The sequence below is a fragment of the Stenotrophomonas sp. 1L-E-5-B-C3 genome (genome assembly GCF_057292075.1).
This window is the reverse complement of sequence record NZ_JBXAWS010000014.1, coordinates 42,555-66,889: the sequence shown is the minus strand read 5'-3', so window position 1 is coordinate 66,889 and position 24,335 is coordinate 42,555. Positions and strand designations below refer to the sequence as shown.

The 24,335-nt window shown below is 63.7% G+C and carries 27 protein-coding genes and 1 tRNA gene; 21 read left to right on the top strand and 7 right to left on the bottom strand.

The features are described 5' to 3' along the window. Nucleotides 1-59: 59 nt before the first annotated feature. From AC0Z6F_RS16795 to AC0Z6F_RS16780, 4 genes are all read right to left on the bottom strand, one after another. On the bottom strand, nucleotides 60-1,598 hold the full coding sequence (locus AC0Z6F_RS16795) for a PH domain-containing protein (RefSeq protein WP_012512216.1): 1,539 nt from the start codon (nucleotides 1,596-1,598) through the stop codon (nucleotides 60-62). Then, complete coding sequence (locus tag AC0Z6F_RS16790) at nucleotides 1,595-2,143, bottom strand: PH domain-containing protein (protein WP_012512215.1); 549 nt, start codon at nucleotides 2,141-2,143, stop codon at nucleotides 1,595-1,597. The genes AC0Z6F_RS16795 and AC0Z6F_RS16790 overlap by 4 nt, the downstream gene beginning before the upstream one ends. Before the next feature lie 27 nt (nucleotides 2,144-2,170). After that, nucleotides 2,171-3,304, bottom strand: a complete 1,134-nt coding sequence (gene ribA / locus AC0Z6F_RS16785) for a GTP cyclohydrolase II RibA (RefSeq protein ID WP_485617894.1) — start codon at nucleotides 3,302-3,304, stop codon at nucleotides 2,171-2,173. Nucleotides 3,305-3,379: 75 nt separating this feature from the next. Further along, nucleotides 3,380-4,300: a lauroyl acyltransferase gene (locus AC0Z6F_RS16780; RefSeq protein WP_485617892.1), complete on the bottom strand. Its 921-nt coding sequence runs from the start codon at nucleotides 4,298-4,300 to the stop codon at nucleotides 3,380-3,382. 61 nt (nucleotides 4,301-4,361) lie between these two features. On the opposite strand from AC0Z6F_RS16780, the gene dtd reads away from it, so the two are divergent. From dtd to AC0Z6F_RS16695, 17 genes are all read left to right on the top strand, one after another. After that, the gene (dtd, locus tag AC0Z6F_RS16775) at nucleotides 4,362-4,802 is read left to right on the top strand and encodes a D-aminoacyl-tRNA deacylase (protein ID WP_046983411.1); all 441 of its coding nucleotides are present in this window, start codon (nucleotides 4,362-4,364) and stop codon (nucleotides 4,800-4,802) included. Nucleotides 4,803-4,892: 90 nt separating this feature from the next. Continuing rightward, entirely contained in the window at nucleotides 4,893-6,749 is a 1,857-nt protein-coding gene (gene rpoD, locus AC0Z6F_RS16770) for an RNA polymerase sigma factor RpoD (protein ID WP_012512211.1), read from the top strand. A 257-nt stretch (nucleotides 6,750-7,006) separates the two neighbouring features. Continuing rightward, nucleotides 7,007-8,407, top strand: coding sequence for a type II toxin-antitoxin system HipA family toxin YjjJ (gene yjjJ / locus AC0Z6F_RS16765; protein ID WP_229298160.1), 1,401 nt, complete (start codon nucleotides 7,007-7,009; stop codon nucleotides 8,405-8,407). A 124-nt stretch (nucleotides 8,408-8,531) separates the two neighbouring features. Next, a tRNA-Ile gene (locus tag AC0Z6F_RS16760) sits at nucleotides 8,532-8,607 on the top strand. 181 nt (nucleotides 8,608-8,788) lie between these two features. Further along, the gene (locus AC0Z6F_RS16755; RefSeq protein WP_065183240.1) at nucleotides 8,789-9,979 is read left to right on the top strand and encodes a tyrosine-type recombinase/integrase; all 1,191 of its coding nucleotides are present in this window, start codon (nucleotides 8,789-8,791) and stop codon (nucleotides 9,977-9,979) included. A gap of 622 nt (nucleotides 9,980-10,601) precedes the next feature. Then, entirely contained in the window at nucleotides 10,602-10,874 is a 273-nt protein-coding gene (locus tag AC0Z6F_RS16750) for a helix-turn-helix transcriptional regulator (protein WP_081284528.1), read from the top strand. After that, on the top strand, nucleotides 10,871-11,074 hold the full coding sequence (locus tag AC0Z6F_RS16745) for a hypothetical protein (RefSeq protein ID WP_485617889.1): 204 nt from the start codon (nucleotides 10,871-10,873) through the stop codon (nucleotides 11,072-11,074). The genes AC0Z6F_RS16750 and AC0Z6F_RS16745 overlap by 4 nt, the downstream gene beginning before the upstream one ends. Before the next feature lie 9 nt (nucleotides 11,075-11,083). Further along, nucleotides 11,084-11,368, top strand: a complete 285-nt coding sequence (locus AC0Z6F_RS16740) for an Ogr/Delta-like zinc finger protein (protein ID WP_080353451.1) — start codon at nucleotides 11,084-11,086, stop codon at nucleotides 11,366-11,368. A gap of 293 nt (nucleotides 11,369-11,661) precedes the next feature. After that, the gene (locus AC0Z6F_RS16735) at nucleotides 11,662-11,871 is read left to right on the top strand and encodes a hypothetical protein (RefSeq protein WP_065183212.1); all 210 of its coding nucleotides are present in this window, start codon (nucleotides 11,662-11,664) and stop codon (nucleotides 11,869-11,871) included. Then, entirely contained in the window at nucleotides 11,868-12,083 is a 216-nt protein-coding gene (locus AC0Z6F_RS16730) for a hypothetical protein (RefSeq protein ID WP_065183211.1), read from the top strand. The genes AC0Z6F_RS16735 and AC0Z6F_RS16730 overlap by 4 nt, the downstream gene beginning before the upstream one ends. Then, nucleotides 12,080-12,718, top strand: a complete 639-nt coding sequence (locus AC0Z6F_RS16725; RefSeq protein ID WP_485617887.1) for a hypothetical protein — start codon at nucleotides 12,080-12,082, stop codon at nucleotides 12,716-12,718. Before AC0Z6F_RS16730 ends, AC0Z6F_RS16725 begins: the two co-directional genes overlap by 4 nt. Then, nucleotides 12,705-13,547 carry a toprim domain-containing protein gene (locus tag AC0Z6F_RS16720; protein ID WP_065183209.1) on the top strand — a complete coding sequence of 281 codons (843 nt, stop codon included), beginning with the start codon at nucleotides 12,705-12,707 and terminating at the stop codon, nucleotides 13,545-13,547. Before AC0Z6F_RS16725 ends, AC0Z6F_RS16720 begins: the two co-directional genes overlap by 14 nt. Nucleotides 13,548-13,605: 58 nt before the next feature. Then, nucleotides 13,606-15,474 (top strand): DUF927 domain-containing protein, encoded by a 1,869-nt coding sequence (locus tag AC0Z6F_RS16715; RefSeq protein WP_065183208.1) that lies wholly within the window; start codon nucleotides 13,606-13,608, stop codon nucleotides 15,472-15,474. Nucleotides 15,475-15,555: 81 nt separating this feature from the next. Continuing rightward, complete coding sequence (locus tag AC0Z6F_RS16710) at nucleotides 15,556-16,308, top strand: hypothetical protein (protein ID WP_065183207.1); 753 nt, start codon at nucleotides 15,556-15,558, stop codon at nucleotides 16,306-16,308. Between the two features lie 91 nt (nucleotides 16,309-16,399). Further along, nucleotides 16,400-17,341: a phage portal protein gene (locus AC0Z6F_RS16705; protein WP_485617941.1), complete on the top strand. Its 942-nt coding sequence runs from the start codon at nucleotides 16,400-16,402 to the stop codon at nucleotides 17,339-17,341. Between the two features lie 855 nt (nucleotides 17,342-18,196). After that, entirely contained in the window at nucleotides 18,197-18,697 is a 501-nt protein-coding gene (locus AC0Z6F_RS16700) for a hypothetical protein (protein WP_138970151.1), read from the top strand. 357 nt (nucleotides 18,698-19,054) lie between these two features. Then, complete coding sequence (locus AC0Z6F_RS16695) at nucleotides 19,055-20,746, top strand: AIPR family protein (protein ID WP_065183204.1); 1,692 nt, start codon at nucleotides 19,055-19,057, stop codon at nucleotides 20,744-20,746. Nucleotides 20,747-20,804: 58 nt separating this feature from the next. On the opposite strand, the gene AC0Z6F_RS16690 is transcribed toward AC0Z6F_RS16695, so the two are convergent. Further along, on the bottom strand, nucleotides 20,805-21,014 hold the full coding sequence (locus tag AC0Z6F_RS16690) for a DNA methyltransferase (protein ID WP_065183203.1): 210 nt from the start codon (nucleotides 21,012-21,014) through the stop codon (nucleotides 20,805-20,807). Nucleotides 21,015-21,073: 59 nt separating this feature from the next. Then, entirely contained in the window at nucleotides 21,074-21,319 is a 246-nt protein-coding gene (locus tag AC0Z6F_RS16685; protein ID WP_081284527.1) for a hypothetical protein, read from the bottom strand. Nucleotides 21,320-21,529: 210 nt separating this feature from the next. Between AC0Z6F_RS16685 and AC0Z6F_RS16680 the strand changes: the two genes are divergently transcribed. Beyond that, nucleotides 21,530-22,177, top strand: a complete 648-nt coding sequence (locus AC0Z6F_RS16680; RefSeq protein WP_485617883.1) for a hypothetical protein — start codon at nucleotides 21,530-21,532, stop codon at nucleotides 22,175-22,177. 60 nt (nucleotides 22,178-22,237) lie between these two features. Then, the gene (locus AC0Z6F_RS16675) at nucleotides 22,238-22,924 is read left to right on the top strand and encodes a hypothetical protein (RefSeq protein WP_485617881.1); all 687 of its coding nucleotides are present in this window, start codon (nucleotides 22,238-22,240) and stop codon (nucleotides 22,922-22,924) included. A gap of 24 nt (nucleotides 22,925-22,948) precedes the next feature. Here the strand turns inward: AC0Z6F_RS16675 and AC0Z6F_RS16670 are convergent, their stop codons facing one another. Next, entirely contained in the window at nucleotides 22,949-23,341 is a 393-nt protein-coding gene (locus tag AC0Z6F_RS16670; protein WP_100435294.1) for a DoxX family protein, read from the bottom strand. A gap of 116 nt (nucleotides 23,342-23,457) precedes the next feature. Between AC0Z6F_RS16670 and AC0Z6F_RS16665 the strand changes: the two genes are divergently transcribed. Further along, a complete protein-coding gene (locus tag AC0Z6F_RS16665; protein WP_100435293.1) occupies nucleotides 23,458-23,877 on the top strand; it encodes an H-NS histone family protein in 420 nt (139 codons plus the stop codon). A 49-nt stretch (nucleotides 23,878-23,926) separates the two neighbouring features. Beyond that, nucleotides 23,927-24,334 (top strand): hypothetical protein, encoded by a 408-nt coding sequence (locus tag AC0Z6F_RS16660; RefSeq protein ID WP_485617878.1) that lies wholly within the window; start codon nucleotides 23,927-23,929, stop codon nucleotides 24,332-24,334. Nucleotide 24,335: the final 1 nt, after the last annotated feature.

Below are 24,335 nucleotides of genomic sequence, written 5' to 3'. Positions count from 1 at the left end.
GCCGGCAACCCGGGAAATGTCTGCAGTTGCCGGCCAGCGGCCGGCACTACCTGTAGTGCTTACCAGCGCAGCTTGCGCCGTGCCAGCGCCGCAGCCAACTGCTCCATCACCTGCTGCGCCTGCGCGCGCGGCAGGTGGTGCAGGGTCAGCGCCACGTCGCCATGCGCACCGGCGGTGTCCAGTTGCAGGCTGCTGGTGCCCAGCAGCTTGTCCAGCGGCGAACGCTGCAGGCGCAGGCCCTGCACCTTGTCCAGTTCGGCCCAGCGCCACCAGCGCTTCCACCAGCCGCCGCGCACCGCGACGTAATGATCGTCCAGGTACCAGCCCATGCGCGCCATCTGCCGGTGCGCGACCAGCAGTGCCACCGGCAGCCAGGCCAGCACTACCAGGCCCCAGGGCCCCCAGCGCCAGTACCCGGCCACGGCCAGCAGGGGCACCACCAGCAGCGCGCCCAGGCACAACCGCCACCAGCCACGCTGCGGAATGGCCTGCCACTGCAGCGGCGGCCACTGCAGCTGCGGCAGCAGGTGCTGCACCAGCTGCTCGCAACGCGTACGGGACGCCAGCGGCGCCAGTTCGCGCAGGGCGCGGTCCTCATCGCGCGAGGGCCCGCCAGCGGCGCTGTCGATGCGCAGCTGGCGCAGGCCGAACCAGCGATGCAGGGTGCTTTCGCGCAGTGTCCAGGCCTGGATGCGGCGCCGCGCCACGCTGCTGCGGGTGCGGCTGAGCAGGCCGGCCGATACGGTCAGGCGGCGCTCCTGCTCACTGAGGGTGAAGCCGTGGTAGCGCAGCAGGGTCAGCACCACCGACAGCGCACGCAGTGCCAGCCACCCCAGCAGCAAGGCCGCGGCCAGCAGCAGGAAGGCGCCGGCCACGCCGGGGTGCAGGTGGCTGGCATAGCCGAAGGCCTCGCGGCCGCCGCGCTGGAGGGCGTCGTCCATCACCGGCCGCGGCACGGTCTGGAACAGCACGCCGAACGCGGCGATCGCCAGCGCCCAACCGCGGTTGGAGAGCAGCCCCATGCGCACCACGTCCCAGCTCGACAGGCGCAGCAACACGTGTTCGCTGTCAGCGTCGGCCACCTGCCCTGATGTGGCCACGTCGTCAGCCTGTGGCGCCTGCCCGCGTTGGCGCACCAGCCGTTCCAAGGCCAGTGCCTGGTCCAGCTTCAGTACCCGCATCTCCGCTTCCGGACGCACGCCGCCGGCCGATTCCAGGCGCAGCTCGGCCACGCCGAACAGGCGGTGCAGCGGGTTCTGCCGCACTTCCACGTTGTGGATGCGGGCGAACGGAATCTCGCGCCGGTTGCGCGCGAGCAGGCCGCTGCGCACGGTGATCGCATCGCTGCCGATGCGGTAGCGGTAGCTGAGGTACTGCAGCACCGACACCAGCACCAGCACGGCAATCGCCGACAGCGGAATGAGCTGGGCCCACATCGGATCGCGGTCACCGCGCTGGCCGAACACCAGCAGCGCCACCAGCGGCAGGAAGTAGTGGCGCAGCTGCATCAGCAGCACGAACAGCCACGACCACGGGTGCAGGCGATGATCCTCGCCACCGTTGGGCAGCGACGCGGGCAGGGGGGGCGGCTGGCTCACAGGGCGTCGGCGTCTTGGTCGAGCTGGTGCGAGAGGGTGTCGCGCAGGCGCTCGGCATCGGCCTCGTCCAGGCCGCTCACCGTGACCGCGCTCATGCGGGTGCCGGCGGTGTGCACGATCAGCGTGGCCAACCCGGCACGGCGCTCCAGCGGACCACGGCGCAGGTCCAGGTGCTGTACGCGCGAAATGGGAATGCGCGTTTCCAGCTGCCACATCAGATCGCGGCGCAGGCCCAGTCCCTGCGCATCCAGGCGCCAGCGGGTGCGGGTCAGGCGCCGGCGGCCGAGCCAGGCGCCGAACACGATGCCCACCAGCAGCCCGACCGCAGCGCCCCACAGGCCGGCGGGCAGATCGAAGAACCACCAGGCCGCTGCGAGCGGAAGGCCTGGCACGAACAGGCCGCCGAACGCGCCTTCCAGTGCTGCCAGGCGCGCGGCGCGTGCTGGCAGCGCCTGCCAGTCAGAGGTGAGCAGTGCAGGTATCGAGGCTTCGGTCACGCGGGCTCCGTCAGGCAGCAGGGCAGGCGATGGCGGCGACGGCCGCATCGCGCAGACGGTAGCAGGTCGGCCGAATTACTGGGCAGCCTGGATCAGCGCGTCGACATCCAGCATGTGGCCGGCACGATCGGCCTTGGTACGCAGGTAGTGTTCGTTCTCGGCGGTGATCTCGCCGGTGACCGGGATACAGTCCAGCACCTCGATGCCGGCGTTGCGCAGGCGCTGCGCCTTGGTCGGGTTGTTGCTGAGCAGGGCCACGCGCGCGATGCCCAGGCCCCGCAGCATTGCCACCGCGCTGCCGTAGCGGCGTTCGTCGGCACCAAAGCCCAGCTGTGCATCGGCGTCGATGGTGTCCAGGCCGTCGTGCTGGTAGCCGTAAGCACGCATCTTCGCGGCGATGCCGGTGCCACGGCCTTCCTGGTCCAGGTACAGCAGCACGCCGCCGCCCAGTTCCTTCAGCTTGCGCAGGCCACGCCGCAGCTGGTCGCCGCAGTCGCACTTGAGTGAACCGAACAGGTCGCCGGTCAGGCAAGAGGAATGCACCCGCACCGGGACCACGGCTGACAGGTCCGGTTCGCCGACGATGATCGCCACCTGGTCGCGCTGGGCCACGCCGCCGCGGAACACCGCGAAGGTGGTCATGCCGACGTCGCGCAGCGGCACCGGTGAACGTGCCACCAGTTCGTAATCGTGGGCGGCATGCGCCGCGCCTTCAGCCAGGTCGCACAGCGCGACTTCGGCCGCGCCATCGAAGGTGCGGTCATCGGCGTCCAGGCGCACCGCCACCATCGCCGGCAGCAGCAGGCCAAGCCGGGCCAGTTCAACAGCGCCGGCATCGAAGGTGTCACCGGCGCTCCAGCCGTCCGGCATCGGGCCCGGCTCGCGCAGGTAGCCCAGCGAGGGCAGGGCATCGAAGGCGACACCGGCCAGCGGCAGGCGCGCGCCGTCCGCGGCTTCCACGCCGAGCACGCGGGCGCGGGTGGCGGTCAGGAACAGGTAGTGGCGCTCGCGCGCGGCAGTGGCGAAGGCCGCGAAACTGCTGGCGGTGGCGCTGTCCAGCGCGATCACCGCCAGGCGCTGGCCCTGGCCATCATGGAGCAGGACCGGGCGACCGGCGCGCAGTTCGGCCACCGCGCGCTCGCAGCGGATCGCGGCCGGATCGCCGAACAGGGAAGAAGCAGACATGGCAGGACCGGGGGAGGCAGACATCGGTGTCTCTATGGGGGCGCCAGCGTCGTATTCAACGTGCTGCGGCGGTCTGTCGCAGGCCGGCGGGAGCGGCTTTCAGTGCGGATGCTCTTCGGTCGCATACGGGTCTTCCTCGTCGCTGCCCGGTGGTCGCAGGGTATAGCGCTTGTAGGTCCACTGGTACTGCGCCGGGTCGCGGCGGGCGATCCGCTCGATGCCGGCGTTGAGCGCGGTGGCGGCCACGGCCGGGTCCGGGTCGGCCACGGCCGGGTCGGTCGGCTCGATGTGCAGCGCGAATTCCATGTCCGGGCCGGTCCGCTCGCACCAGCCGTACAGCACGGTGGCCCCGGTGCGTTCGGCCAGGCGGTTGACCAGGGTCATGGTCAGTGCCTGCACGCCGAAGAATGGCACGAACACGCCATCGCCGGCCTTGGGCTGCTGGTCGGGCAGGATGCCGGTGGCACCGCCGTCCTTGAGTACCTTGAACAGCTGGCGCACGGCCGGGCCTTCGGCGCGCACCTGCTGCACGTTCTGGCCGCCGCGCACGATCTGCAGGAAGGCGTCGCTGGCCTCGTCCTCCGGCGGCTTGTAGACGATGGCGATCTGCCCGCGCGAGGCCAGCCACTGGTTCAACAGTTCCCAGTTGCCGAAGTGCGGCGCGGCCACGATCACGCCCTTGCCACTGGCCAGCGCCGCGTCGTACAGGGCTTCGCCGTGGCGCTGCTTCAGGTGCAGGCGCAGGTTGTCGGCGGGTTCCTGGCTCCACAGGCGCAGGGTCTCGATGGCCTGCAGGGCGGTGGAGCGCAGCAGTTCACGGTGCAGGCGGTCGCGTGCGGCGCCGTCCAGTTCCGGATAGGCCAGTTCCAGGTTGCGCCGGGTGACGCGGCTCTCGCGGGCGTTGAGATTGATCCACGCCCACGCCAGGCCGCGCGCGAATCCCCGCAGCAGCGGCCAGGGCAGGCGGGCGAACAGGGTGGTGGCGCGGTAGACCAGCCGGGCTTTGCGTTGCGGATTCATCGGCGCCAGTTTAGCCAAGGGCGCTGCTATCGTGGCCGGCCCGTTCATTGGAAGCCCGCAGATGCTCGTCCTGATCCAACGTGTCAGCCAGGCCGCCGTCCATGTCGATGACGAAGCGGTGGGGCAGATCGGCCCTGGCCTGCTGGCGCTGGTGGGGATGGAGCCGGGCGATACCGAAGCCCAGCTGCAGCGGATGGCCGAGCGCCTGTTGGGCTACCGGGTGTTCGCCGACGAGGCCGGAAAGATGAACAGGTCGTTGCGCGACACCGGTGGCGGCCTGCTGCTGGTCAGTCAGTTCACCTTGGCCGCAGATACCCGTTCGGGCATGCGCCCGAGTTTCACCAGTGCGGCACCGCCGGCCGAGGCTGAACAGGGGTTCAATCGATTTGTCGAGATCTGTCGTGAAAATCACGCTCCAGGGGTGGAAACGGGTCGATTCGGTGCCCATATGGTCGTCAGCCTGGTCAATGACGGTCCTGTGACCTTCCTTCTCAGGCCCTGAGCCTGCGGGACCACCGCCCGGCAGGCGGGGCCCCGGGCTGGTATAATGCTACGTTCCCTATTTCTCCCTAGCCGGTGGCGCGAGCACTACATGGCCAACGAACGTCCTGCCCAATCCGAAATCAAGCAACTGATCAGCAAGGGCCTGGAACAGGGCTACCTGACCTACGCCGAAGTCAATGACCATCTGCCGGACGACATGGTCGACCCGGAACAGATCGAAGACATCATCGGCATGATCAACGGCATGGGCATTGATGTCCATGAAGTTGCGCCAGATGTCGAAACCCTGCTTCTCAATGACGGCAACACCGGTAACCGCGAAGTCGATGACACCGCGGCCGAAGAAGCTGCCGCCGCGCTGAGCGCACTCGACACCGAAGGTGGCCGTACCACCGACCCGGTGCGCATGTACATGCGCGAAATGGGCACCGTCGAGCTGCTGACCCGCGAAGGCGAAATCGCCATCGCCAAGCGCATCGAGGAAGGCCTTTCGCAGGTGCAGGCCGCACTGGGCCAGTTCCCGGTGTCGGTCGAATCGCTGTTGAACGATTACGAAGCGCACAAGGAAGGCAAGAAGCGCCTGGCCGAAGTGATCGTCGGCTTCAACGACCTGGCCGAAGAAGTTGCCGCGCCGGCCGCGCCCGCTGCCTCCGATGACGGTGACGACGCAGGCGCCGACGCTGACGAGGAAGAGGACGATGATGTCGACGGCGGCGATGAAGAAGCCGCACCGACCGGTCCGGACCCGGAGGAAGTCGCTGCGCGCATGCAGGCGCTGAGCGATGCTTTCAATGCCTTCAAGAAGGCTGTGGCCAAGGGCGACAAGAAGAGCCTGCTGAAGCTCCGCGAGGAGATGTCGGCGGTGTTCGTCACCCTGAAGCTGCCGCTGCCGCTGACCGACGTGCTGACCAAGCAGCTGCGCGACACCATGGCCGGCATCAAGTCCCATGAGCGCCGCGTGCTGAACCTGGCAACCGTCACCGCGCGCATGCCGCGCAAGGATTTCATCCGCTCCTGGGAAGGCAACCAGACCAACCTGGAGTGGGTGGAAGACGCACTGAAGCGCAAGCAGAAGTGGTCTTCGGCCCTGCGTGAAGTGAAGGACCAGATCATCGCCGAACAGCAGGCGACGATCGACATCGAGAAGCTGACCCAGCTGGACCTGGACGATCTGAAGGAACTCAGCCGTGCCATGGCCTACGGCGAAGCCAAGGCGCGCAAGGCCAAGAAGGAAATGGTCGAGGCCAACCTGCGCCTGGTGATCTCGATCGCCAAGAAGTACACCAACCGCGGCCTGCAGTTCCTCGACCTGATCCAGGAAGGCAACATCGGCCTGATGAAGGCCGTGGACAAGTTCGAATACCGTCGTGGCTACAAGTTCTCCACGTATGCGACCTGGTGGATCCGCCAGGCCATCACCCGTTCGATCGCCGATCAGGCGCGCACCATCCGTATCCCGGTGCACATGATCGAAACGATCAACAAGTTGAACCGCATTTCCCGCCAGATGCTCCAGCAGTACGGCCGCGAGGCTACGCCGGAGGAGCTGGCCAAGGAAATGGACATGCCGGAAGACAAGATCCGCAAGGTGATGAAGATCGCCAAGGAGCCGATCTCGATGGAAACCCCGATCGGCGACGACGAGGATTCCCATCTGGGCGACTTCATCGAGGACACCAACGTGGAGTCCCCGATCGAGAACACCACCAACATCAACCTGTCTGAAACCGTGCGCGACGTGCTGGCCGGCCTCACCCCGCGTGAAGCCAAGGTGCTGCGCATGCGCTTCGGCATCGACATGAACACCGACCACACCCTCGAGGAAGTCGGCAAGCAGTTCGACGTGACTCGCGAGCGCATCCGCCAGATCGAAGCGAAGGCCCTGCGCAAGCTGCGTCACCCGAGCCGCTCGGAGCAGCTGCGCAGCTTCCTGGATATCGACTGATTTCCAGCGGCTGTTGAAGCCTTGAGAGAAACCCCGCTTCGGCGGGGTTTTTCTTTGCCCACCACATCCCTGTAAAGCCGAGCCTTTGCTTGGCTGAGACTTATAGTTACGTAACAAATAATGTAACAAAGGCCCGCGTCGAAGCTGGCTCTTCGTGAATATGTCCATTATTTTCAAGCTCATAGGTGCACGACCGCGCTTGCAGTCCCGCTTTTTTGATGCTAATTACGTAACAAATTTCGTATTACGTAATGCACATGCCACGCGCTCAACGCCCACAGGTACTGGATCTGATCGCTCAGCTGGCCCCCGGCCAGCCGCTACCTGCCGCGGCGCTGGCCGAGCGTCTGGGGGTGGACCGGATGGCGCTCAGCCGGCTGGTGGCCGCCAGTGGCCCGCAGGTGGTGCGCATGGGCAGCACCCGGGCAACCGCCTATGCGCTGCGGCGGCCCACCCGGGTCGGCAGCGAATGGCCGCTGTACCGGCTGCGCGAAGATGCGACGCTGGAGGAGCTGGGGCGGGTAATTGCGCTGGTAGGAGGCGGCTTCCACGTCGATGCCGGGCCTGACTGCCCGAACCTGCGACGCGCGCCCGAAGGTGACGTTGCCGCCTTCTTTCCTGACTTGCCGTGGTACCTGGATGACCTGCGACCGCAGGGCTTTCTTGGTCGCAGCTTCGCCCATGGCCGTGCGCAGGCGCTCGGCCTGCCGAAGGACCTCAAGAGCTGGCAACCGGACGATGTGTTGATGGTCCTGGTAACCGCTGGCGGGACTGAAGCGGGCGATCTGCTGCTCGGTACCGCCGCCGTGGAGGCGGCGATGGAGACGTTGCAGGTGCCGATCGATCGGGTTGCGGCCGACGATCGTCTTGCACATTATCGCGAGCGTGCGCGTGCTGCGCTGGACGGAGAGGACGTGGGCTCCTCGCCGGGTGGCGAGCAACCCAAGTTCACCGCCACCGTAGAGGCCTACGGCAGGCGCCGCTCGGTCCTGGTCAAGTTCGCGCAACCCGATGAAGGCGCCGCCGCCCAGCGTTGGAGCGATCTGCTGGTCTGCGAACATCTGGCGCTTGAGGCCCTGCGCGAGTCCGGACAAGCCGCGGCGTCCAGCGAACTGCTGCAGTCGCCCACGCACACCTTCCTGGAAATCGAGCGCTTCGACCGCACGCCCGATCTGCTGGGGCGGCGAGGCCTGGTCTCGCTGCTGTCGCTATCGTCAGCGTTCACCGGCGAGGTCACCCCAGCGTGGCCGGTTGCAGGCGCCGAACTGCGTGATCAAGGCTGGCTGACGGCCGACACCGTGCAGGCGATGGGCCGACGCCACGCGTTCGGGCGGCTGATCGGCAACAGCGACATGCACCACGGCAACATCGCCTTCCACTTCATTGATCGCGGCCCGCTGCCATTGGCGCCGGTCTACGACATGCTGCCGATGTCGCTGGCGCCGTCAAAGCTGGGCGTGTTGCGCGCGGACGAGCCGCTGTCGCCGGTCGCGCCGCTGGGCAGTGGTGATCTGCAGCATCTGCGCTGGGCGGCACCGGTGGCTGAAGCATTCTGGCAGTGTGTGGCTGTTGACGGGCGGATCCAGTCGCCAGCAATGCGGTCATTGGCGGGGGCGAACGCCGAGCGGGTGCGGGAGATGGGCGAGCGGTTTGGGTGAGCCAGCTGTTGCGCAAGCCTAGGCGCGTGGCGTTGCGCAGCGATGGCTGAGGGTTTTTCAGTGTGTCTTGGCGCCGGCGGGTAGCCGGTTGAGCGCAGGCTCCACTACACTGTGACGCTGCGCCGGGCCTATAGCTCAACGGTCAGAGCAGGGGACTCATAATCCCTTGGTTCCAGGTTCGAATCCTGGTGGGCCCACCAACTGATGATCCTATGTCGTCCTATGAAGGCTGAAATATCCTGAAAAAACAGGGGTTTCGGCCTTTTTTGCGTCTGATTGAGTCCTACTTGATCCAGCAGAATCCAGACTTCTCTGGCGGTATCTTTGGCGGTAACCTCCACCCGCTACATACCTGTTACCGCCAACTTAGCTACCGCCAACATGTCATTGACCGATACCGCCATTCGCAAGACCAAGCCAACCGCTGTCGTGCAGAAGCTGCGAGACGGTGGAGGCCTGTACCTCCTGCTGAAACCTGATGGCGCCAGATGGTGGCGCTGGGACTATCGGCGTCCTGTGACCGGCAAGCGCAACACGCTGTCGCTTGGCACCTATCCAGAGGTCAGCCTGGCATCTGTGCGCGAGCGCCATGCTGCTGTGCGAAAGCTGTTGGCGGAAGGTGTTGATCCCGGTGAGCAGCGCAAGGCGCAGAAGGTGGCCAGCCTGGAACTGGCCACCAACACGTTTGAGGCGCTGGCGCGTGAACATCTGGCGATGAGAGCCAAGAAGCTGTCTGCCGGGTCGGTGAAGCGAGAGACACGCTTGATCGAAAAGGATCTGACGCCCTACATCGGCCAACGACCCATTGCAGCGATCACAGCACGTGAACTGTTGGAGACGCTGCGCAAGATCGAAGGGCGGGGGGCTGTCGAAACAGCACATCGGGCGCGGATGCTGGTCAGCCAAGTAATCCGATACGCGATAGCGACAGGCCGCGCAGACAGGAATGTGGCAGAAGATCTGAAAGGCGCACTTGCTCCACCCGAGGCGCGCCACTTCGCTAGCATGACAGAGCCCAAACTGATTGCTGACCTGTTGCGCTCAATGGACGGCTACCAAGGTTCGCCGATTGTCATGGCTGCATTGCGCCTGGCGCCCCTGGTCTTCGTGCGTCCCGGTGAGCTTCGTCGTGCGCGATGGGCGGATATCGACCTTGAAAGTTGCGAATGGCGCTTTACGGCAAGCAAGACTGGCCAATCGCACGTTGTTCCTCTGGCTTCGCAGTCTGTAGCGATACTTAGGTCGGTGCACCCGCTGACAGGACGGAAAGAGTTCGTGTTCCCCAGTATGCGCGGCAAGGGGCGCCCGATGAGCGAGAACACGATCAACGCAGCGCTACGTCGCCTTGGCTACGACTCTGACACGATGACCGGGCACGGCTTCCGCGCTATGGCGCGAACTGTGCTGGATGAGGTGCTGGGTTTCCGTCCGGACTACATCGAGCACCAGCTAGCACACGCCGTGCGTGATCCAAACGGACGGGCATACAACCGTACGGCTCACCTGGTCGAACGGGCGAAAATGATGCAGGCCTGGGCGGACTATCTGGACGGGCTGAGGACCTCCCGCTGACCTCCCGTTCTTCCATCTTTCATTTCTGACTTACTGTTTTTTCTGGTTACAGCGGTAACACTGGTTACACCGCTGCGAAATGTCTTGTAAATCATTCGGTTGCGTCCATCGTCGGAGCGCCGCATTCACTGGTTACAGCTGGTTACGCTGGTTACATCGGCGCCCTATCGATCCGTGTTAGACACATGCGGGTCGATGGCGCGCGCCGATTGAATGGCTCTGCCGCAGCCTCTTTCCGGCCAGCGGGTTGCTTTGAAGGTCGCCGAGCGGTCGCCATGACGGCCGATGACCAGACCCAACCCGCCAGTAGACGATAGTTCGCTCGTCGCACATTTTGCGCTACTGGCCTGGATCAGCAGATTGCCAGGCGCGTCCGTTTGTCCTGCGCAACCCATCGAGCGGCCTGACTGCTGCGCTCGCTTGTCATCTCCCGCCAGTTGGCTGGAACGGCGCAAGGTTTCGCCGTCAAGGGGGATTCGTCATGTGTAATTTTACAAAATACTGTAAAAATCTTTCCTACACATCGAGCTGCGTGAGTTGAGCGGCAGCTGTCTCTAGCCTTCTAACCAAGCCCACAACACAGGGCGGCGGTTGACGAAACGTCAGCCCCGCGACCTTTCACATGCTTGGTTCCCCAGCCCCTCAGGCGACCGCACCTGGTCAGCCTGCCGATCATTCCCGGCCTGACGCCGCACGCGGTGAACGCTTCCTGCGCAAGCCCGAAGTGCTCAGTCGCACCGGCATTTCCCGCTCGCACCTGTACTGGCTGATGAAGCGCGGCCGGTTCCCCGCATCGATCCCCCTTTCCCCGCGCGTAACTGTCTGGTTGGAGTCGGACGTGGACGCGTGGATTGCCACCCACATTCCCGATACCCACCTGCGAGCGCAGCCATGAAAGACACCATCGTCCTGACCATCTCCGATCAGAAGTTCACCCTGAGCCGGGCAGAAGCCAAGTTCCTGGCTGAGCATCTGCGAACGGCTGTGGCACAGCCGAATCTCGCGCTGAACTTCTCCCAGAGCCGGACTGCGCAAGGCGGCCGCATTGCACTCTCGCGCGGTGTCGCGGGTAGCCGTTCCACCACTGACTGCTGAGGCATTGCGATGACCAGTTCAAGAGCCTTCCTGCGCTGCCCGCATTGCGATACGCCTGCCATCGTGCGCACCAGCGTGCTGCATTCCAAACTGCTGCGCGAATCCGTGCTCCAGTGCCGCAATGCGCTGTGCGGTCACACGTTCTCGGCCTACACCGAGATCGTGCGCACGCATGTGCCAAGCGTCTGCCCGAGTGCCGAGATTTGCCTGCCCCTCAGCGATTCGGCAGAACGCCGCGCGCTCAGTGAGAACGCCACTGAAGCACCGCGCGCCAAGCGCAGCACGCGGCGATGACGCGCGTGTTGACAGCACCGGCTCATACGATGCAGCATTGCCCCGTCGCCGCACAATCGGCGACCGGGTTTAGCAGCCCGAACCCTGAGGCGCACCAGCGCCCATCGACCGATGCACGGCGCTTTTTTATTGCCTGCTGTGTCGTCGCGGGCGATTGCTTGCCAGTTCTATGGCGGGCGGTGCGCGGAGACCGAAAGGTCTGCCGGTCCTCAGGCCGGTCTGCTAACCGCGTACCGTCCGTCACCTCGTTTAGCAGCGCGGTGGTGGACCTCAACTTACCTGAGGACCCTGCCATGTCTCATGACACCCTGGCCGCGCCGTCGCGCTTTGCCGCCCGTATTGCTCACCACCTCGGCGAAATCGCCGACACCCTTGATTGGGACCATTGCCGCTGGCTGACGCTGACTGCGCGCTTGGAGGCCACCGGCAAAGCGCCTGATGCGCTGACGCTGGGCGAGTTGCAGCACGCCATTGCGGCAACCGTGCAGGAGGCTGCGCGATGAACGCTCTCTCCCTGAACATCGTCGCCGTCAATGACGATGCGGCCACGCATGACCTGTTCAGCGCCGCGCGCCAGTTGCAGCGCATCCATACGATGCCGATGGCCGCGTTGTCGCAGCTGGTAGGCGCACTTGAGTGCTGCCCTGGTGCACTGGAATCCCTGTCCGTAGGTCAGCTGTTGGCCATGGTCCGTGATGCGGAGGTGGCTGCATGAACCTCGATACCGTGAGTGTATCCGGCGTGCCGGGTTTGGCCGATGGGGTGCTCAGCGCCACCATCACCGATACCTGGTTCGATGCCGAGCGTACCGCCACTATTGTCGAGGCAGCCCGTCGCATTGAGCGGCTCCACAGCAAGGCGTCGCGTCGTCTTGCCGCTCTCAGTGACGAATTGGATCAAGCGCTAGAAGGCCATCCGTTGGAGGACCGCCTGCGCGAGCGTCTGCTGAGGCCGCTGGAGCGCGATTGCGTGGAGCTGGCCACCGTTGCGGCGCGGATGCGCGTGCGCCTGTCGTTGTTTGCACCTGCGCAGTCGCAGGAGCAGTTTGATCGAGGCATGGCCTTGCAGCTGGAGGATCTGCAAGCAAAGCCGGCTGCTGCTGAGCCGCCGCGAGCGCTCGCGCCCAGGTCCGCACGCATGCCCTTTGGCTACTGGATCAGCGAGGACAGCTTCAATCGCCTGGAGCGCGCATGTTCGGCCGCGCTGCTGCTGGCAAGCGTTGATGAGCGCATGGCGGTGCCGTTTGACGCTGTAGCGTTCAGCGCCGCCTATGTGCATGAGGATCTGGCCACTGTGGTGGCCAGCGCCAAGCACCGCAGCCAGCTGGAGGCCGACGATGATGCAGCCTGATGGCTTCCTGGCGACCCTGCGCGCGGCAGGGCTGATGCTAGATACGGCGGTGGCAGATGGCCGTCTGCGGCGCGTACGCGCCGAGGGCGATGGAAGCGGTCAGCGCAGCGGCTGGTATGTGTTGCACGCAGGCCCGCCGCAGGCCGGTGCTTACGGCAACTGGAAGACCGGACTCAATGAGTCCTGGTGCGAAGTTGGAAGCGAGTCGCTAAGCGAGGCAGACCGCGCGATGCTGCGCGAGGCCGCAATGCGCGCACAGCGGCAGCAGCAGGCCGAGCGTGCCCAGCGCCAGGCTTTGGCCCGGCAGCAGGCGCGAGAGCGCTGGCAGCGCGCCAGCGCCGCTGCCTCCGATCATCCCTACCTGATGGCCAAGGGCGTGGGCGTTCACGGTCTGCGGCAGCTGGATGGCCTGCTCTTGGTGCCCTTGCGCGATGCACAGGGACGGCTGTGGAGCCTGCAAACCATCGCCGCCGATGGCAGCAAGCGCTTCCTGGCCGGTGGCCGTAAGCGTGGCTTGTACTACGCCGTGGGCCGCACGATCAGCGACGTGGTGTGTATCGCCGAAGGCTATGCCACTGCCGCCAGCATCCATGAGGCCACTGGCCATCCCACCGCCGTGGCCTTCGATGCAGGGAATCTGGAGCCGGTGGCCTGTGCGCTGCGCGCCAAATTCCCCACGGCAGTAATCGTGGTGTGCGCCGATGACGACGCGGCCACCGCCGCGCGGCTGGGCATCAATCCGGGCGTAGCCAACGCCCAGCGCGCTGCCGATGCCGTGGGCGGGGTCGTGGCCATGCCGCCGCGGCCACGCCATGAGGCTACTTCCTGATGATCCCTCTCTTTATCCCGAAGGCGCAGTGCGCCGACGCGGCACCGGAGCCCCGTACATGAGCAACGTCACCTCTGTCGATTTCAATGATGCCGCCAAGGACGCCGGTACCGGCGCCGTACGCGGCTCGATTCAGCGTGCCGTGCGCAAGGGCGCCAAGGGCAAGACCAAGAGCAACAAGGACGCCGCTGACTGCACCAGTGGCAGTGCCAGTGGCGGTGCGGCGCGAGCGCACTACCAGCTCAACGAGAGCGGCGTGTACTACGTCGGCGTCACCGAGGATGGTGACCTGGCCGAGCCAGTGTTTGTCTGCTCGCCGTTGAAGGTCGAGGCCAAGACTCGTAACAGCCAGAGCGAGGAATGGGGGAGGTTGCTGACCTGGACCGACGCCGATGGCCATCCTCACCAGTGGGCGGCACCTGCGGAAATGTTGGTGGGCGATCCGCGCGAGTTCGTGCGCCAGCTGGCCGCAGGTGGTGTGGAAATGTCAGCCCACCGCAACACGATGCAGCGGCTGCTGGCCTACATCATTCAGGAGCGCATCGACACCCGCGCGCGCAACGTCGCCGTGCCGGGCTGGCATGAGGGCCGCTACGTACTGCCCAATGGCGAAAGCTACGGCAATGGCGTGGAGCGGCTGGTCTATCAGCACAGCGGTGGATTGCAGCATCACTATGCGGCCGTTGGCTCGCTGGATGACTGGCGACGCGGCGTGGCCCGACGTTGTCAGGACAACTCGCGTCTGGTGCTGGCGGTGTCAGCCATGTTCGCCGGGCCGCTGCTGCACTTCACCGGCGCAACAGGCGGTGGGTTCCACCTGGTCGGCGGCAGCAGCAGCGGCAAGAGCACCGCGCTACGCGTGGCGGCCAGCGTGGTCGGTCCCCCGGAATATGCCCGCGAGTGGCGCAGCACGGCCAACGGTCTGGAAGGCGTGGCGGTGTTGCACAACGATGCCACGCTCATTCTAGATGAACTGGCGCAGATCGATCCCAAGCAGGCCGGTGATGCCGCCTACCTGCTGGCCAACGGTAATGGCAAGAGCCGCGCCAACCGGGCCGGTGAGGCCCGTGCGGCAGCACGCTGGCGGGTGCTGATCCTGTCGGCCGGCGAGGTCGGACTGGCCCAGCACATGGCCGAGGTGGGCAAGCAGGCACGGGCGGGCCAGTCCGTGCGCCTAGCCGACGTACCAGCCGAGGCCGAGGGCGGGCACGGCGTGTTTGAGCGCCTACACGATGCCAGCGACGGAGCGGCGCTGTCGGCTCTACTCAAGGACGCCGCCGCACGCACCTACGGCGCACCATGGCCGCTCTGGATGGGTTACCTCACCCAGCAGGACAGCCCGACGCTGACCGCCCAGCTGCGCGAATCCACCGACCGATTCCTGGCCACCTACGTACCCGAAGATGCCTCCGGGGAGGTGCGCCGGGTGGCCGAGCGCTTTGCTGTTGTCGCCTTTGCCGGGGAGTTGGCCAGCAGCTGTCGTCACCGCATTACCGGCTGGCCCAAGGGTGAAGCTACCCAGGGCGTGGCGACGTGCTTCAAGGCCTGGCTGCAACGTCGGGGTGGCTCGGCCAGTGCCGACACCGACGAACTACTCTCGCGCGTGCGTGCGTTCTTTGAGGCGCATGGCGAAAGCCGCCTGGAGCCGCTGCGCAGCCCTGAAGGTACGGTGCCGGTGCGCGACCGCGTAGGTTTCCGACGCTTTGATGAAGTTGGATTGACGGAATACCTGGTGCTGCAGGAGGCGTTCAGACGGGAGCTATGTGCGGGCTTCGATGTGCGCCTGGCCGCACGCATGCTGGCTGAGGCCGGCTGGCTTAAGCGCAGTGCTGACGGCAGGCCGTCCCAAACCGTACGTGTCCCCGGCTTGGGGGCCATCCGTGTCTTCGTCTTCGACCCTCGCAAGGTTCACGACAGCGGCCTGTGAGCAGCGCTGTCTTTCATACAGCTCGCCGACACAGTGTCGGGTGAGCCTACCCCCGCCAAATCTTTTCAATGGAGATTCAATATGAGCGACAACCAGAGCATCAACACCACCACCGCCGACCTGGCTATTCAATCCTGCGAAGGGAGCGAGGCTGCGCCGGTATCGGAGAACAGGCAGCGACTGAACGAGCTGGCGCAGCAGCTGGCCAGCGCGGTGCGGCGCAAGCGCGCCTTGGTGGGTAAGGTCGATACGATGCAGCGCGCCAAGCAGGCTGCACAGGGCGATGCCGCTGCTGCCCGCCAGCAGTGGGGTGCCAAGCTGCGTGAGAGCGATGGCACGCTGACCCGTGATATTCAGAAGCTTCGCGCGAATGAGCGCTCGGCGCTCTCGTTGGCTGAGGAATATGAGGCAATGGAGGGTGAGATTTCGGCCGAGCTACCGCGCCTGGAGCTGGAATTGGCCGAGGTGGCGGACCGTTGTCTAAGCACGGCGAACGGTGTCATCAGCGAGGCTGCCAGTCAGGCCTATGAGCAGTTGCTCGTGAACCTTGGCGACAGCCTGGCGGTGGCCTTCGCGCTGTTCTCGAAGGCGGAAAACGCGGGCGTGAACTGGCGGCAGTCGGCGAATGCTGACGAACTGGCCAGCAAGTTCTTCGGTCGCCTTGGCAATGCGGCGCGCCAGCGTCTTGACGATGCCACGGTGACTGAGCAGGTTGCGGAGCGCTTGGCATTTCCGGCGATGGATATGAGCGAGGTGGATATGCAGCTGGCGGGCAGTGTTGCCGCCCGTATCCGGCGGCGCGCCGAACTCAATGTAGAGGCGCGGCGTGACTGATTTGCATGCCTATGCCGCTATCGGAGAGGTTGTGCCCGCGCCTAGCGCGAGCACTGCGGGGGCAGTCACGACTTTTTCCTTTGGCGATCCAATGCCCGTGCTGGACTCGCGCGGGTTGTTCGATTATCTGGAGTGCTGGCGTAAAGGGCGCTACTACGAACCGCCGATCACCCTCAGTGGTCTGTCGCGCACCACGCGCTCCAATCCGTTCCTGCACAGTGGCTTGATTTTCAAGCGCAACATGCTGGTGCGTACCTTCGTGCCACATCGACTGCTGGACCGCACCGCGTTCTCGCAGTTGGCTTTGGATTACCTGGTGTTCGGCATGGCCTACCTAGGGCGGGAAACAACGCACTCCGGGCGGCTATTGCAGCTGCACCCGCTGATGGCGCAATACATGCGTCGTGGTGTGCAACCCGGTGAGTTCTTTCAGGTGCGAGCCGGACGGGCCGAGTATGAATTTGCACCTAGCTCTGTGCACCAGCTGCGCGAGGCCGATACTGATCAGGAAATCTACGGGTTGCCGGAGTGGCTGGCCGTGGTTCAGTCGGCGCTGCTCAACGAATCGGCCACGTTGTTCCGCCGCAGGTACTACACCAACGGCTCGCACGCTGGGTTCATCCTCTACATGACCGACCCGCAGCCAGAGGGCATGGACGTGGATGCGCTGCGTGAGGCTCTGCGAGACTCGCGTGGGCCGGGCAATTTCCGCAACCTGTTCGTGCACTCGCCCAACGGCAAGAAGGACGGATTGCAGCTGATCCCGATCAGCGAAGTGGCCGCAAAGGATGAGTTCACCGGAATCAAGCGCGTGACCCGTGATGACATTCTGGCCGCGCTGCGTATCCCCCCGCAGCTGCTGGGTATCGTCCCCCAAAATGCGGGTGGATTCGGTTCGATTCGGGATGCGGCCACGGTTTGGGCGTCGATGGAACTGGCACCCCTGCAATCGCGGATGGCCATGGTCAACGAGTGGCTCGGCGAGGAGGTCATTACGTTCGCCCCGTTTGACCTGGTGCCTGTAGCACCCTGACGGCTTGCCAGGTGAGCTGGCGCCGATCCGAGCTGACCAAGTAGGCCGCCCAGGGGCGGCCTACTTGCGTTTCGAGGGAGCAATTCGTGATGGGTGCAGCCGTAGTGACGCTGTGCCGGGGGAACGGCTCGTCACGTCATTCCGTCAGTGCGATGCCTGGGCCGCACCGGCAGGTCATGGGCTTCTACGGCGATGGATGTAACCAGTGCAACCAGTCTTGCTCAACGACTGGTACGCTCTTCAATCACGCGTAAGTTATTGATATGTATGAGTTGCAATCGCGCTGTAACCAGCGTACCAATGTAACCAGCAATAACAGTGAGTCAGAATTCTCAAGCAGGAAATGGCAGGCGACAAGGCAGCAGTGATACCGGCAAGACCGTTGGGAGACAGGAGAAGCGGCAGCGGGGGAGGAGCGACAGTGCCCGGACAGGGGCTGTAACCAAAAAAGTGTTCCACAACCCCATTTCATAGCTTTCCTGAAACACTGTAAGTAGTGGTGCTTTCTTCTTGGACGCTATTGGATGGCCTCTTGCCTCCATTCTCTGGCGACTGCACGTCTGGCATCCATCCGACCCCCTCAACTCCTCACCAATCACCCCCTTTGGTGCAGGGATTCGCAGGTGGCCGCACGACCCCTCAGTGCCCCCAATAGCCTTGCTGGGCCTGCCACTGGCCCGTGTGCAGGTAGCGCAGAAAAAGCACCCTATGAAGTGCGCAGGCGTGGTGGGGAGACGAGTGCGCGCGCAGGATGCTGGTCGTCACCGACATACGCTCGCGCTGACTTTCGTACAGTTCATGCCGGCAGTGGGCACGTCGTCGTAGGATGGACGCTCTCACCCGGCAAGGAGCCGCATGGACACCTCACTTTTGGACCACCCACTCGCCGTAAGGATCAGCGCCGCCTCACTTCTGATGCCTTTGGAGGCGGGCGAACAACCCCAATTGGATCTCAAGGGAGAGCTTGATAACGGCCGTACACTGACCGGTGATTCGGGCGAGCATCTGACCCAGCTGCCATGGGATATCACTATCGAGCGTCTGGATGAGGATGAAAGTCGCAAGCAGATCGATGACCCTCCAGAGCACCGTGGCTCGGCGGGCAGCCATCCGCATGCAGGAAAACCGGAGTGCATGGCTGTGACCTACTCTGCTTCGGCACAGGCCTTTGATCGCCTCGCCGCGATGCTTGCAGATGGCACAGTCGGCATTCGACTCGTCCTCCGCGTGACAGGCGTGAAGCACGATCCGCAAAGCAACGAGCTGAAGTGGCCCGACGCTAGAGTCTGGACGGCGGTGACATCCGTCAATGTTGAAGTCGAGTACGACGTCGCTGATCACTCACTCACTGCATAATGAAAGAAGGCCGCCCAGTGGGCGGCCTTCCTCACAGTGCAGAAGAGGCTCCCCATGAAGTGTGCAGGCGTGGCGGGGAGACGAGTGCGCATCCGATGGCCGGGCCTGCCTCGGCCGGAGCCGTGAGAGACGTAAGGTCGTTGGCTCATCTTTGCCACGTGCCTGGGGTTGGCATGATCCGTGTACAACCCACTACACGCGGTTGCTGGAAGGGGTTCTTTGCCAGGCAAATGACGGTTTATGCTCGCGGTACGGGGTGGAGACGTGCGAGAGTACGGCCGCCCGCCGGCCAACTACAGCGTCGTAGGGGAGCAGACGCTTCAATGCGAACCCAACTACAAACCAGGAAGGATTGCAGTGCATCGGATCATCAAGGCGCATCTACAGAGCTTCGTGTCCAGCTTTTCTCTTGAAGCCGAAGACGAAGCGAAGCAGTTCGAAAAATTCGCTGCGTATTCGGTAATCGCCAGCCGCTTCAGTGGTTCTTTTGACCTTGACCAAGTAGTCACGGGTGAGAACGACGATGGCATTGACGCCATCTCGATCATGATCGATGAGACAGGCTGTACATCGATTGAGGACGCTCAAGCTACATTCGCTCCGGCGAGACGAAATCACGATGTGGATGCCGTCTTCGTACAAGCAAAACGCTCCGAGGGCTTCGATTTGGGTGACTTCCTTAAGTTCAAGGAAGGCGTACTTCGATTCCTGACCTCATCCCCATACGCGCCCGCAGATGAAGTTCTCGCGGAGGCCCGTGGCATCTTCGACGTAGTCCTGGAGCAAGTTCCGAAGGTTCGCAACGGTCGGCCCTCCCTGATAGCGAGGTACGTGTCGACAGGGTTGTATCAAAAGCCAGACGCCCTAGAGGTGGCACTGGTTGATTTCAAGAATCAGGTGGCAGCTCTTGGAATATTCCACGAAATCGATATCAAGTTCGTGGATCGGGATGAGTTGACGCGGCTTTGGGTCGGCACATATTCGAGCGTAAACGCGAGCCTTCCAGCATTTACGTATGCTGCGCTGCCGAACATTGTAGGAATTGATGAGGCCTACCTTGCCGTAGTTCGAGCAAGCGACTTTGTGGACAACGTGCTCACGACGGAGGATGGCAATCTTCGCACCCAAGTGTTCGAGGAGAACGTCCGATCCTTCCTAGGTGCTGACAACCCGGTCAATCGCTCCATTGCTGCTACCTTGACGTCCGACATATCGAGCAGATTTCCTGTCCTGAACAACGGCATCACCATTGTCAGTCCGGATGTAAAGCTGCAGGGAAATACGCTTCATTTGACCAACTTCCAGATCGTAAACGGTTGCCAGACGTCAAACGTCCTCTTTGAGAATCGGGCATCTCTCGGAGATGTGATGGTTAACGTGAAAATCGTCGAGACACAGCTCGAGGATGTTTTCTCCGATCTGGTTAGGGCGACCAACAGTCAAACCGAAGTCGGCGACATTCAGTTCTTGTCACTTCGACCAATCGTGCGGAAAGTGGAACAGTACTTCAATACGTTCGACGGTGCGGAGGGACGCCTTTACCTTGAACGAAGGGACCGGCAGTACGTGGGTCAGGACATACCAAACACCCGCATCTTCTCCCTTCATAATGCGACGAAGTGCGTCGCTGCGATGTTCTGTGGACGCCCGGAGCTAGCAGCACGCTACCCCAAGCAGATGTATGAGGAACTTGCGGAACAGGTTTTTGCGGACGACACGCGCGAGATCGTCTTCTATGCCTCATGCCTCACAATGTATAGATTCTCTTTGCTTGTTTCGAACAGCACAATTCCACAGAACCTCAAGAGATTTAAGTGGCACATCCTGCCGCTCGTTCGGGCAATGATGCATGGAGCCGGAACGCCTCACCTGAATTCCAGGCAGGCTGAGGCGCAGGCCAAGTCGATCATCGATGTGATGGGTCAGCATGGGTCGGCCGCCAACGACGTCTTTACAAGCGCTGCCCGAATCTGTAGAAATTTGGGCGATGTAACAAGCGACAGATTGAAGCGTCAAGCTATCCTTCAGGAAATGCTTGCGATGGTTTAAGCTGAAATCAAAGAAGGCCGCCAACTAGGCGGCCTTCTTGCATTGGGCAGCGGGCTGATTAGTCTGCGAGCAGCCGACGCGAGACAACCTTGAAGTAATGGCGGGTCATCTCGATGCCGGTCCAGCTGTAGCCTGCAAGACCCGCGACCACATGCATCGTGCTCGAGCCAACGAATGGATCGAGGGTGTGACCGTCTTCCTCGCAGATTCGCACCAGCTGATACATGAACTCAGTCGGGTTGCCGGTCTTACCGTGCGGGTCGGCCAAAGATGCGTGTCACGGCCGAAACCGGCAGGCTCCACCAAATGGCGGATGCCTCAAGTGCATTAGATCAGGTCGATTAGGTACTGTTCGTCTTCTCTTGCCGGCTGCAGACCTAATGCAGCGTTCAGAGCGTCGATGGTTGTCCATATCCCACCTTGGCCATCGTACTTGTACCGGATACCTTGTGCTTGGGCCCAACGCTCTACCGTAGACAATCGTGGCGACGGACCGTTGGGCGAACACAGATTCCGCAGGTCCTCGAATGTCAGTACTTGCGTGATTACGTTCCCCTGTCCACTGGCTCGCATTGTCGTCTCCTAAAGGAACTTTCCATGGCGGTAACTTTGGCGGTAACAAGGGGGATGCTAATCACGAAAGCATTGCAGAACAATGAATCGCGGGGATTGTGTTAGTCCTGGTGGGCCCACCAATTCAGCGTGCATGATCGGCTGCTGGTCTCCTCTTCCCCGCGCGCACTGCCTTCAAGGCAACATCTGATCCACACGCAAGGATCGAACATGCCCGACACCCGCGCCCCGGTGGAAGACTTCACCACTGAAATCGAAGACAGCCGGCATCTGTTCGCCTGGTGCCTGGTGCGCTACGGCCAGATTCCCGAAGCGCTGGCAATCGAACAGGCACGCGAACGTTATCCCGACCAGACCGCCGGCCACGAATACGAGCACGAACTGCTCTTCCACGACGAGCCCTGGCATTGGGCGATGCTGCACGTGCTGGGCGAAGGGTACTGGCACCAGCACCCGGAACTGACGCAGCCTTCGCTGGAATACGACACCGAATTGGACGCGCTGTGCCTGGCGCGCGGCGAGCCGATTCCCTTGCTGGATGAGGATGAGTATCTCGGTGCGCTTGCGCACGCGCGCCATATGCATGCGTGGACGTTGATCCATCAGGCAGGGATTGACGAAGAGCAGGCACAGCGGCAGGCGCTTGAGTACTACGCGTACTTTCCGCCGCATCATCGCTGGCGCATGTGCGTCCACGATGCGCGCGCTGCATGGGGCGACGTGATGAGCGTGCTGCACATCAATGACTACTGGAGCCGGCCCGAACTGCAGAGGCCGCCTGAGGCGTACTGGCGCGCGTCACGTGCATTCGCCCTGGCGCAGGGGCTCCAGCTGCCGGAAATTCCGCCTCCCTCATGAGAGGGCGCTGCAAGGGTGGCATGATGCGGCTTCCGCCGATCCGTACGACAAGGAGCCCGCATGAAGCGCAGTGCCCGTATGTTCGTCGCCCTGACTACCCTTGCGGCACTGCCTGCCGCTGCCGAGCCGTCCGACTCACCCAGGCGCCCGTCGGTTGACACCCTGCAACGCCTGATCGTCGACAAGGCACCGCAGACGCGCGTAGCAACACCGGACCACGAGCGCATCACCGCAAGGCGCATCGATATCGTCGATGACACGGGGGTGATCCGCATGACGCTGTCCGGCAAGACACCGGCACCGATCATCGATGGCCTGCAGTACAAGCGCGCCTTCAACGTTGCCGGCATGGTGCTGTACGACAACCAGGGCAGCGAGCGCGGTGGCTTCGGCACCGCCGATGTCGACGGCGGCATGGCGGTGCTTGCGCTGGATCATCCGGCGATGGATGCGATCGGCTGGCGGGTATCGCCGGACGGCGCGGTGAGTTTTTCGATCAACCAGGCGCCGAAACTGATCCGTGAGCCTGCATTGGGCAACAAGCTGATTCCTGGGGTGCAAGCACCGACCCGCATCGGTCTGGTGGTCGGGCCTGACGGCACGCCGGCCATTGCCTTGAACGACAAGGCAGACCGCACGCGACTGCGGCTGACTGTCACTGCGGAAGGCTACGGCGCGATCGAGTTCCTCGATGCGCAGGGCAAGGTGCTCCACACATTGGCGCCGGAGGCTGAGCTTCGGCGCTAGCGCGTGCGGGTCGCCGATCGGCGCTTACCCGCGCCGCCCCCTGCCGTCAATGCTGTAGCGCCCGGCGCCGGTACAGGCCAGCAGCAGGAAGCCACCGGCCAGTCCCAGATTCTTCAGGAACATGATCTGCTGGGTCTGGTCGGCGAAGCTGTGGTGGAAGATGAAGGCAGTGACCAGGCTGAAACCCACCAGCACGACCGACACCAGCCGGGTCTGGAAGCCGAACAGGATGCACAGTCCGCTGCCGATCTCGAAGGCGATGGTGGGCCAGAGCAGGATGCCGGGCACGCCCATCGCTTCCATGTAGCCCTGGGTGCCGCTGAGATCACCGAGCTTGCCCAGGCCGGAGATGAGGAACAGCGCCATCAGCAGGATGCGTGCAAGCAGGTAAGCGAGCGAATGGGATGAGTGGCTCACGTCGGTGTCCTCGGAGATGGCCGGCGAAGGCGATCGGAGACCACCGGCAGTGAAGCCCGTGTCTACGCCAAGGGCAACGCCTTGACAGCTGGCCGTCCGCAGGAGACCTTTCTCCCATGACGATTGATATTGAATCGCTCAGCCTTCGGGAGCTGGGCGCCTTGGTGGTTGCCGCTGAACGGCGGAAACAGCTGATTTCCAGCCGCCGTCCGGCCAGTGCGGTACGGCGGATGTTGAAGGCCGCCGCGGCCGAAGCCGGTTACACCCTCGAAGAACTCTTCGGTGGCGAAGCCTCGGAAACACCTGCGCCCGCCCGCAAATCCGCCCGCCGTAAATCCGGCAAAGTCGCGCCCAAGTATCGCGACCCGGAATACAAGCGCCTGACCTGGACCGGTCGCGGGCGCATGCCGCGCTGGTTGGCGTCCAAGGTGTCGATGGGCCACAAGGCCACCGATTTCCTGATTCCTGGCTTGGCCAGGCCGACCGCTGGCAAGACCAGCACCATCGGCAAGCGGACCGTCATCAAGAAGGGATGAGGCTGCGGCACTGCTACCCTGCCCGGGTCTTTCAACCAAGGAGCACGGGATGGCACACGAGGGTGGCATGACGATCACGCCGAAAGTCCTGTACACAGCCGCAGGCGCGGCCGTGCTGGTCAGCCTGCTGGCCTGGGCGGTGGAATGGAGTGGGATGGCCTATGTCTGCCCGTACTGCCGCGTGCAGCGCACGGTCATCGGCGTGCTGGGCATGCTGATGCTGTTCGCGCGACCGGGCGGTCTCATCGTGCCCTGGTTGTCGTACACCGCAGGGGGCTTCGCGTTCGTGGTCGCGGCGATGCAGCACTTCAACGGCTGGAAGCGCATTTTCGCCGGGGATTTCAGCTTCAACGCGCAGTGGTATATCGACCCGTGGCTGCTGTCAGGTTGCGCGATGCTGATCCTGGTGGCGCAGCTGATGCTGGTGCAGGCCGCATGCCGGCGCAGTCTGCACTAAG

What these genes read in the sequence shown, in the direction of transcription:
- AC0Z6F_RS16750 (WP_081284528.1), top strand. Translation starts at nt 10,602, where the DNA reads ATGCTTGGTTCCCCAGCCCCTCAGGCGACCGCACCTGGTCAGCCTGCC.
- AC0Z6F_RS16665 (WP_100435293.1), top strand. Translation starts at nt 23,458, where the DNA reads ATGACGATTGATATTGAATCGCTCAGCCTTCGGGAGCTGGGCGCCTTG.
- AC0Z6F_RS16685 (WP_081284527.1), bottom strand. Translation starts at nt 21,319, where the DNA reads ATGCGAGCCAGTGGACAGGGGAACGTAATCACGCAAGTACTGACATTC.
- rpoD (WP_012512211.1), top strand. Translation starts at nt 4,893, where the DNA reads ATGGCCAACGAACGTCCTGCCCAATCCGAAATCAAGCAACTGATCAGC.
- yjjJ (WP_229298160.1), top strand. Translation starts at nt 7,007, where the DNA reads ATGCCACGCGCTCAACGCCCACAGGTACTGGATCTGATCGCTCAGCTG.
- AC0Z6F_RS16735 (WP_065183212.1), top strand. Translation starts at nt 11,662, where the DNA reads ATGTCTCATGACACCCTGGCCGCGCCGTCGCGCTTTGCCGCCCGTATT.
- dtd (WP_046983411.1), top strand. Translation starts at nt 4,362, where the DNA reads ATGCTCGTCCTGATCCAACGTGTCAGCCAGGCCGCCGTCCATGTCGAT.
- AC0Z6F_RS16745 (WP_485617889.1), top strand. Translation starts at nt 10,871, where the DNA reads ATGAAAGACACCATCGTCCTGACCATCTCCGATCAGAAGTTCACCCTG.
- AC0Z6F_RS16675 (WP_485617881.1), top strand. Translation starts at nt 22,238, where the DNA reads ATGAAGCGCAGTGCCCGTATGTTCGTCGCCCTGACTACCCTTGCGGCA.
- ribA (WP_485617894.1), bottom strand. Translation starts at nt 3,304, where the DNA reads ATGTCTGCCTCCCCCGGTCCTGCCATGTCTGCTTCTTCCCTGTTCGGC.
- AC0Z6F_RS16755 (WP_065183240.1), top strand. Translation starts at nt 8,789, where the DNA reads ATGTCATTGACCGATACCGCCATTCGCAAGACCAAGCCAACCGCTGTC.
- AC0Z6F_RS16705 (WP_485617941.1), top strand. Translation starts at nt 16,400, where the DNA reads ATGCCCGTGCTGGACTCGCGCGGGTTGTTCGATTATCTGGAGTGCTGG.
- AC0Z6F_RS16720 (WP_065183209.1), top strand. Translation starts at nt 12,705, where the DNA reads ATGATGCAGCCTGATGGCTTCCTGGCGACCCTGCGCGCGGCAGGGCTG.
- AC0Z6F_RS16715 (WP_065183208.1), top strand. Translation starts at nt 13,606, where the DNA reads ATGAGCAACGTCACCTCTGTCGATTTCAATGATGCCGCCAAGGACGCC.
- AC0Z6F_RS16790 (WP_012512215.1), bottom strand. Translation starts at nt 2,143, where the DNA reads ATGCGGCCGTCGCCGCCATCGCCTGCCCTGCTGCCTGACGGAGCCCGC.
- AC0Z6F_RS16700 (WP_138970151.1), top strand. Translation starts at nt 18,197, where the DNA reads ATGGACACCTCACTTTTGGACCACCCACTCGCCGTAAGGATCAGCGCC.
- AC0Z6F_RS16730 (WP_065183211.1), top strand. Translation starts at nt 11,868, where the DNA reads ATGAACGCTCTCTCCCTGAACATCGTCGCCGTCAATGACGATGCGGCC.
- AC0Z6F_RS16710 (WP_065183207.1), top strand. Translation starts at nt 15,556, where the DNA reads ATGAGCGACAACCAGAGCATCAACACCACCACCGCCGACCTGGCTATT.
- AC0Z6F_RS16660 (WP_485617878.1), top strand. Translation starts at nt 23,927, where the DNA reads ATGGCACACGAGGGTGGCATGACGATCACGCCGAAAGTCCTGTACACA.
- AC0Z6F_RS16780 (WP_485617892.1), bottom strand. Translation starts at nt 4,300, where the DNA reads ATGAATCCGCAACGCAAAGCCCGGCTGGTCTACCGCGCCACCACCCTG.
- AC0Z6F_RS16680 (WP_485617883.1), top strand. Translation starts at nt 21,530, where the DNA reads ATGCCCGACACCCGCGCCCCGGTGGAAGACTTCACCACTGAAATCGAA.
- AC0Z6F_RS16725 (WP_485617887.1), top strand. Translation starts at nt 12,080, where the DNA reads ATGAACCTCGATACCGTGAGTGTATCCGGCGTGCCGGGTTTGGCCGAT.
- AC0Z6F_RS16740 (WP_080353451.1), top strand. Translation starts at nt 11,084, where the DNA reads ATGACCAGTTCAAGAGCCTTCCTGCGCTGCCCGCATTGCGATACGCCT.